This is a genomic window from bacterium, assembly GCA_027622355.1.
Lineage (GTDB): Bacteria > UBA8248 > UBA8248 > UBA8248 > UBA8248 > JAQBZT01.
This window is the reverse complement of record JAQBZT010000251.1, coordinates 1-4,383: the sequence shown is the minus strand read 5'-3', so window position 1 is coordinate 4,383 and position 4,383 is coordinate 1. Positions and strand designations below refer to the sequence as shown.

8 protein-coding genes are annotated in these 4,383 nt (G+C 62.4%); 6 read left to right on the top strand and 2 right to left on the bottom strand.

What is annotated here, in order from left to right:
• The 5 genes from O2807_12675 to fetB form a co-directional block, all read left to right on the top strand.
• Positions 1-187 (top strand): hypothetical protein (locus tag O2807_12675; protein MDA1001354.1); only part of this gene is annotated, 187 nt, incomplete at its 5' end.
• A 42-nt stretch (positions 188-229) separates the two neighbouring features.
• A complete protein-coding gene (locus O2807_12670) occupies positions 230-475 on the top strand; it encodes a hypothetical protein (protein ID MDA1001353.1) in 246 nt (81 codons plus the stop codon).
• Positions 476-505: 30 nt separating this feature from the next.
• Positions 506-823, top strand: coding sequence for a peroxidase (locus tag O2807_12665; GenBank protein MDA1001352.1), 318 nt, complete (start codon positions 506-508; stop codon positions 821-823).
• Positions 824-834: 11 nt separating this feature from the next.
• Positions 835-1,431: an ABC transporter ATP-binding protein gene (locus O2807_12660; GenBank protein ID MDA1001351.1), complete on the top strand. Its 597-nt coding sequence runs from the start codon at positions 835-837 to the stop codon at positions 1,429-1,431.
• Positions 1,428-2,240, top strand: a complete 813-nt coding sequence (fetB, locus tag O2807_12655; protein MDA1001350.1) for an iron export ABC transporter permease subunit FetB — start codon at positions 1,428-1,430, stop codon at positions 2,238-2,240. Before O2807_12660 ends, fetB begins: the two co-directional genes overlap by 4 nt.
• A gap of 85 nt (positions 2,241-2,325) precedes the next feature.
• Here fetB and O2807_12650 read toward each other — a convergent pair whose 3' ends face one another.
• The gene (locus O2807_12650; GenBank protein ID MDA1001349.1) at positions 2,326-2,661 is read right to left on the bottom strand and encodes a translation elongation factor-like protein; all 336 of its coding nucleotides are present in this window, start codon (positions 2,659-2,661) and stop codon (positions 2,326-2,328) included.
• 242 nt (positions 2,662-2,903) lie between these two features.
• Here O2807_12650 and O2807_12645 point away from each other — a divergent pair, with 242 nt between their 5' ends.
• Complete coding sequence (locus O2807_12645; GenBank protein ID MDA1001348.1) at positions 2,904-3,242, top strand: hypothetical protein; 339 nt, start codon at positions 2,904-2,906, stop codon at positions 3,240-3,242.
• 18 nt (positions 3,243-3,260) lie between these two features.
• Here O2807_12645 and O2807_12640 read toward each other — a convergent pair.
• On the bottom strand, positions 3,261-4,383 hold a 1,123-nt coding region (locus O2807_12640; protein MDA1001347.1), incomplete at its 5' end, for a molybdopterin-dependent oxidoreductase.

Sequence of the window (4,383 nt, the reverse complement as noted above, 5' to 3'; positions counted from 1 at the left end):
GGAGAAGGAATTCGCCGTCCAGATCAACGGAAAGACCCGCCGCACCTTTATGGCCCTTCCAGAGGCCGGGAAAGAGGAGCTTCTCGAAAAGGCGAAAGCCGCCGCGGCGAACTATCTCGAGGGCAAAACGGTCGTCAAGGAAATCGTGGTTCCCGGGCGTCTCGTGAACATTGTGGTGAAGGGTTGAGATATTCGATGCTTTCAGCCCCGTGCGCAGAGGGAGAGTGAAATGGCCTGGATTGAAACGATCGATGAGTCCGGCGCAGAAGGGGACGTGAAGCGCCAATATGATGAAGCCGCCCGCCTCCGGGGCTATGTCCCCAACATCCGGAAGATATACAGCCTCAAGCCCGATCTCATGCAGGCCTATTTCGATTTTTCGAGGGCGATCACCTTCGGGGCCACTTCGCTGGGCCGCGCCCGCGAGGAGATGCTGGCGGTCACGATTTCCTCCCTTCTGAAATGCCGCTACTGAACAGTCTCTCACGGAGAGTTTCTCTGTGAAGTGGATTCGGGGGATGCGAAGAAAAAGGCGCTGGCGCTGAAGGAGGACTTCCGCGGAGCGGAGCTGAGCCCCGGGGATCGGGCCATGCTCGAGTATGCCGAGAAGATTACGCTGGTGCCCTGGACGGTCGGCGGGGCGGACATCGAGAAGCTCCGGGAGGCCGGGTTCAGCGATGTGCAGATCCTCGAGATCGCGACCGTTTCGAGCTACCGCAACTACATCGCCCGGGTGGCGAGTGGGCTGGGCGTGGAGCTCGATGACGGCATCTTCGCCGATGACGCCCAGCTTCGCTCCCGCATGGAAGAGGGGTTGACGTAGGGAGAGTTGCAATGCTCAAAATCCGGGGACTCAGCCGTCCCGGCCTTGCTCCTTGTGATTTGGACGTGGCCGCAGGCGAGGCGGTGGCGCTGCTCGGTCCCTCCGGCTCCGGGAAGACGATCTTCCTCCGTGCCATCGCCGATCTCGACCCCAACGAAGGAAGTGTTTTTCTCGATGACGCCGCGCGCGGGCAGATGCCGGCGCCCCAGTGGCGCCGGCAGGTGATCTACCTCGCCGCCGAGCCCGGCTGGTGGGCGGACACCCCGGCCGCGCATTTTGAGGACCCCGATGCGGCCCTGGCGCTTTTGCCCGCGCTGGGCCTTCCCTCCGAAGTTCTCCGGCGTCCCCTCGCGGTGCTCTCCACCGGAGAGCGGCACCGCCTCGCTCTCGTGCGGGCGCTGCTGCGCGCTCCCCGCGTCCTCTTGCTGGATGAGCCGACTTCGGGACTTGACCCGGATTCCGCGGTGGCGGTCGAGGCCATCCTGAGGGAGCGCCTGGGACAGGGCGCCGCCATCTTGTTCAGCACGCACGATTCCGCCCAGGCGGCGCGTCTGGCGCGGCGCCGCTTGCGGATCGCGGGCGGGACGATCTCCGGAGAGGGATCATGAAAGCCACCTTCATCTCTCTGGATGGGCTGGATCTGTTCCTGGCCGGGCTCCTGATCGGACTCAACGCCGGAATCTCCGTCTGGCTGCGGCTCTCGCTTGCGCGGCCGTACCTTCTTTCCGCGCTCCGGATGGTGGTGCAGCTCGGCGTCATGGGGCTGGTGCTCAAGGCGCTCTTCGATCTGGTTTCGCCCGCCCTGACCGCCCTTGCGGCAGCCGTCATGATTCTCTTCGCCGGGCGGGAGGCCTCTGCGCGGCAGGAACGCGGCCTGTCGGGATGGTGGTCCTACGGCCTGGGGACCGTCTCCATGCTTTTCGCCGGAACGGTCGTGACGGTCTTTGCGCTGGCGACCCAGATTCAGCCCGACCCCTGGTACCACCCGCGCTATGCCATCCCGCTGCTCGGCATGATCCTCGGCAACACCATGACGGGCGTTGCCTTGGGCCTGAATGCATTGACCGGCCAGATTGGAAGCGAGCGGGCGGGAATCGAGGCCATGCTTGCGCTGGGGTATCCCCGCCAGGAGGCGTTTCGCCCCCTCGTGCGGCGGGCCGTGCGGAGCGGGCTGATCCCCATCGTCAACGCGATGGCGGCGGCGGGGGTGGTCTCGCTTCCCGGAATGATGACGGGCCAGATACTCTCGGGCGTGGATCCGCTGGAGGCGATCAAGTATCAGATTCTGATCATGTTTCTCATCGCGGGGGGAACCTGCCTCGGCACGCTTGCCGCCGTCTACGGGGCCGCCGCCCGGCTCAGCGATGCGCGCCACCGCCTGCGGCTCGATCGGTTGAAGGAAGGGGAGGCTCAATAGCACGTGACGCATGAAAGCCGCAAACAACCCCTTTTCCTCCGGACATGCCGGAAGATGGGCGAACAAAACCGTTTTTCATGTTTTCCTACAAAAGGACTTCGTCCTCCTCGGCACCGACCCCCACCAGCTTGTCTTCCTGGTCCTCGGTAAGGAAGCCTTCTTTGTCATCGTAGCTCACGAGATAAACCTCGTCGTTCTCGCGAACCCTCCCGTGGACGAGGATGGCGACGTTATCCCCCCGCCATGCCCGCCGGATCGGCTTGCGGTCAATCTGCATGGATCCGACTTTCTGGATCATGTCCGTGGTATGGCCTTCGATGTGGATGCGATCGCCGACGCTGATGGGCTCCTCAAGCACGAGGCTGGCGGCACTGATTTTCCTGAACACATGATTGATCCGGCCGATGCGTTTTTCCGACATCGCCTTCCCTCCTCTTGGCAGCACGGTTCCCGCCCTTTGTCTCAAATATGGGCCACGGCACGCAAAATCGCCGCACAGAAAATTCGTGGAGGGAAGGGCAGCCGCCCTCGGAAAGAAAGCATTGAAATCGCAAGAGAAATGGATGAGGATCGGTGCCGACATGGTGAAAATTCTGCAAGAGAATATATTTTTGTTACTTTTGTCCCGCCTGCAGTCAATGGGAATGATGGGAGAAAATTGCGATGACCGAAGAACAAGAGCGCGCCGAAGGCGCCCCAGAAGAAATGCCCGAAGTCTCATGGCCTTTTTATGTTTTTCTGGTGGGCATCATTGGCGGGGGAATTTTGGGGTTTCTGGCGATGGATGCCCTGGGAGTTTCCCTCACCCGGTTCCGGCAGTTCGCCCTGGGCGGGATGGCCGGGGTCGTGGCGGTCGAGCTTCTCCTTCGCCTTGGATTCCGCCGAAGGGTCTATGCCTGGTCGAAGATGCCTTCTTTCGTCACGTGGCTGGTCATCCTGCTCTATTTCCTGATTTTCGGAGAAAACGATCCCATCGGGAATCTGTTGAAGAAAATATTTTGACGCGAAGAAGAAGCGTTTTCAGCCTTCGATGACAGGCGGGCGGAAGACCTGAATCTCCGGCAGCTCCCCTTCGTATTTTTCCGCCTCGACCAGGGTGCTGTGGGCGGAGGGGCCCTGTCCCAGGCTCGAAGTGCCCTTGTCCGGCGTCAGGACGTTGGGGTTGCCGTGCACGTCGAGGGTGCCGATCTCGCCGGGAACGAGCGGGTCGTACCAGGCCCCGGTGGGGATCTGGATGACGCCCGGGCGGACCGTGTCGGTGACGCGGACCCCGGCGAGAATTTCTCCCCGGCTGTTGAAAACGCGCGCCACATCGCCATCGGCGAGATTTCTCTTCCGGGCATCATCCGGATGCATCCACATCGCTTCGCGCTCTTTGATCTTGTTCTCCCGGCTGTTGCGGCCGGTGTCGATCTGGCTGTGCAGGCGATAGGTGGGCTGGTTTGAGATCAAATGAAGCGGGTAGTCCGCGGCTTCCACCCCGCCGAGCCATTCGCAAGGCTCCAGCCAGGCGGGGTGCGGCGGGCAGTCGGCGTAGCCGTAGCCTTCGATGGTCTTGGAGTGAATCTCGATTTTTCCCGACGGCGTGCCCAGCGGCCGCCCTTTCGGGTCCTGCCGGAAATCCTCGAACAGCACGTGCGGCCGCTCGGGGGCGGGAATCTCGACGTGGCCCTTCTCCCAGAACTCATCGAAAGAAGGGTAGTCCACCAGCCGTTCGGCGGCGCGCTCTCGGGCATCTTCATACAAATGCCGGAGCCATTCCGTTTCATCCCGGCCTTCGGTGAATGCCTCGCGCGTTCCCATCCGCTCGGCCAGGCCGGAAAAAATGTCGTAGTCGTTCTGCGATTCTCCCTGCGGCTCCGCGATCTTCTCCATGGCGAGGATGAAGCGATCGCGCGAGCTGGCGCCGATGTCGTTCCGCTCCATCGTTGTCGTGGCGGGGAGAACGATATCGGAAAACCGTGCGGTCGAGGTCCACCAGGGTTCATGGACGATGATGGTGTCGGGGCGGCGCCAGGCCCGGATCAGGCGGTTGATGTCCTGGTGGTGGTGAAAGGGGTTGCCTCCACACCAGTAGATCAGGCGGATGTCGGGATAGGTCTTGTCCTCGCCCTCGAAGGTGTAGGGCCCGCCGGGGTGGAGA